This is a genomic window from Fusibacter sp. (genome assembly GCF_057447755.1).
Map to the genome: position 1 here is coordinate 1 of NZ_JBVBZF010000387.1, position 3,044 is coordinate 3,044.

The 3,044-nt window shown below is 37.7% G+C and carries 3 protein-coding genes; 1 reads left to right on the forward strand and 2 read right to left on the reverse strand.

The window, feature by feature from the left end:
• Positions 1–519, reverse strand: a 519-nt coding sequence (locus tag AC220I_RS20605; RefSeq protein WP_486725747.1) for a M16 family metallopeptidase, incomplete at its 3' end; no start/stop codon positions are given.
• Position 520: 1 nt separating this feature from the next.
• Positions 521–1,792 (reverse strand): EF-P 5-aminopentanol modification-associated protein YfmF, encoded by a 1,272-nt coding sequence (yfmF, locus tag AC220I_RS20610; RefSeq protein WP_486725748.1) that lies wholly within the window; start codon positions 1,790–1,792, stop codon positions 521–523.
• A gap of 164 nt (positions 1,793–1,956) precedes the next feature.
• On the opposite strand from yfmF, the gene ychF reads away from it, so the two are divergent.
• Positions 1,957–3,044, forward strand: a 1,088-nt coding sequence (ychF, locus tag AC220I_RS20615; RefSeq protein ID WP_486725749.1) for a redox-regulated ATPase YchF, incomplete at its 3' end; no start/stop codon positions are given.

Sequence of the window (3,044 nt, forward strand, 5' to 3'; positions counted from 1 at the left end):
AATTTCGTCCTTGACTGGATGCACTGAAAAAAGTGATTTCATCAGCTCACGATTTAGCTGCCATGACGGTTCATCCTCATACATCCTAATCTCTTGTTCGATAACACCAATCTCTTTATGAACACTCTTATCAGTCACGTTAAGCTGCTGAACAAAGTTCATAAGCAGGCTAATTGCATCTTCTGTATATTTAACAGCATCACAGTGGTAAACTGTGGCATAATTGCTGGTATAGGCGTTTATCGTCGCTCCAATTTCTTCAAAGGCTGAAAAAGTGCTCTTTTCTGCATCTTCAAAAACCTGGTGTTCAAGAAAATGAGCAATACCTGCAGGCATTTCTACATATTGGTCATCGCCAATATAAAATTGGTTATGGATTCCGCCGTAGTTCACTGCGAAAAAAGCGTATTTTTTTTCAAAATCTTTTTTTGGCACAATCACTACTTCTAAGCCTGATTCAAGAAAAACGCGATGGTACATTTCATTTATATAGTCATTTGAAATCGTTTCTATTTTCATCCTAGTCCTCCTTATTGATAAATGCCACGGTGTCTAACTTCAAGTGCTTAGAGGCTTCGATAACATCTGCCTTCGTTGCATTTTCAACAGCTTCAATCTTCTGTTGAATGTCAGTTGGCAAGTCGAACTGAAGTTGTGCATAGTAATAGTTGATGAAGCTATTCTGGTAATCCGAAATCGATAAGTAACTAGAAATCAACACTTCCTTTGACTTTGCCAACTCTTCATCTGCAAAGCCACCTTCTTGCATTAAAGCCACTTCTTCCTTTATAATGTCCAGGGTCTTTTGATAATTGTCAGGATCAATGCCCGCATAAATGAGCATGACGGATTTAAACTTATCTGTTCTAGCAAATATGGTGTAACTCAAGGACTCTTTTTCTCTGACTCTTTGGAAGAGTCTTGAACCGCCGCCACCACCTAATACAGCGCTGGCTAAAAAAAGTGCCATGTATTTTGGGTCATCATATCTAATATCATACTGATAACCCAAGACCAATCTTCCCTGAGTTACCTTCATTTTTTCTTCGTAATGTCTGACTTCATCAATTTCCCTTTGATAAAAGACGTTTGGTATCGGTGAAAATGATGTTCTTTCAAACTTAAAAGCATCCTTTATAACTGGTGCAAATCGTTCTTCAGTCACATCACCACTGATGATGATGTCAATTTCAGCTTCTTTTAATAAAAGCTGAAGGTGTTCATATAAAGATTGAGGTGTTATGCCCTTTACCCATTCTATGGTGCCCAGCTCATGAATCCTATAATTTTCTTCAGCAAACATGGTTTCCAGACAAGCCGAAATTGCCCAGTCCATCTTGTCTTCTTTTCTCATTTCAATTTCACTGATTAAAGTTTCCTGTGCTTGGTCGAATATTTCCTTTTTAAATCCACCATTTTCAATCAATGGATCAAATAGCATATCACTTAGGATGGCTATTGGTTTTTCATAAAAAGCCTCTTCATCTAAATATTTCTCATTTGGAAAAGACAACTTCATCTGAATCGTTTGACTATTGCCATACTTGTGTGTATCTGTAACAATTACCGATCCATACAAGTATTCAAGCTCACTATTGACTTCACTTAATGAGGGCAATGTTCTCGTCCCATGGTCCAATATTCTCGATAAAAGCGCATTATAAGATGCTTCCACAGGTAAAAGTGGTCGTTTAATATAAAGACCTACTAGAACCGTCTTAAATTTTTCAGATCGAATCAAATGAAGTGTCGCGCCTTGTGCCAATTCTACTTTTACATTTCCCTTTATCATAAGTCACTTCCTTAAATTAATCATACCTATTTAATGTAATATTTATGTTGCGTATCTTCTTATTATATAATATTTACAATGCCTTGTTAATGGTTTATAATGATTTATGCGTGATGGAAGCAAAATTGTAAAATTTTCACATATATTTAGAAGGAAGGTCAAAAATGAAATTAGGTATTGTAGGTTTACCAAATGTTGGTAAAAGCACATTGTTCAATGCAATTACAAAAGCTGGCGCGGAAAGTGCAAACTATCCGTTTTGTACAATAGAACCAAACGTTGGTGTTGTTTCTGTGCCGGATGAACGTTTAAATGTCTTAAAAGAAATGTATAACTCTAAAAAAGTCGTTCCAACCGCTATTGAATTTTATGATATAGCAGGTCTTGTAAGAGGTGCTTCTAAAGGCGAGGGTCTTGGTAACCAATTCTTAAGCCATATTCGAGAAGTTGCTGCGATCGTACACGTTGTTAGATGTTTTGAAGATGAGAACGTTGTCCACGTTGAAGGTAAAATCGGACCATTAAGCGATATAGAGACCATCAACATAGAGCTTATCCTCTCTGATTCTGAGCTTTTAGACCGTCGTATCCAAAAAACACAAAAACAACTTAAAAGCGATAAGACGATGGCTGGAGAGCTTGAACTCTTAGAGCGCATCAAAAAGACATTAGACGATGGCTTATCTGCTAGAACTATGGATTTAACTGCTGATGAAGAAGAATTCGTCGCTTCACTCAACTTACTTTCATTTAAACCAATCATCTACTGTGCAAACGTATCTGAAGAAGATGTCATCGCAGGTGTTGAAAATGATTATGTTAAAGAAGTAAAGGCATTTGCTGCTTCTGAGAACGCAGATGTCGTTGTAATCTGTGGTAAGGTAGAACAAGAAATCTCTGAACTTGATGACGAAGACAAGCATGCCTTCCTTGAAGAACTTGGCCTTAAAGAATCTGGTCTTGATAAACTCGTTAGAGCAAGTTATCACCTACTAGACCTCATCAGCTTCTTAACCGCAGGTCCTCAAGAAGTAAGAGCTTGGACCATCAGACGTGGTACCAAAGCACAACAAGCTGCTGGTAAAATCCATTCTGATATCGAGCGTGGCTTCATCAGAGCTGAGACAATCGCTTATGAAGACATCAAAGAGTACGGTACAATGGCCGCTGCCAAAGAAGTTGGCAAGGTTAGACTTGAAGGCAAAGAATACATCGTTCAAGATGGCGATGTGATGTTGTTTAGATTCAACGT

Excerpts from the sequence above, each read along its gene's own strand:
- yfmF (WP_486725748.1), bottom strand. The coding sequence starts at position 1,792 with ATGATAAAGGGAAATGTAAAAGTAGAATTGGCACAAGGCGCGACACTT.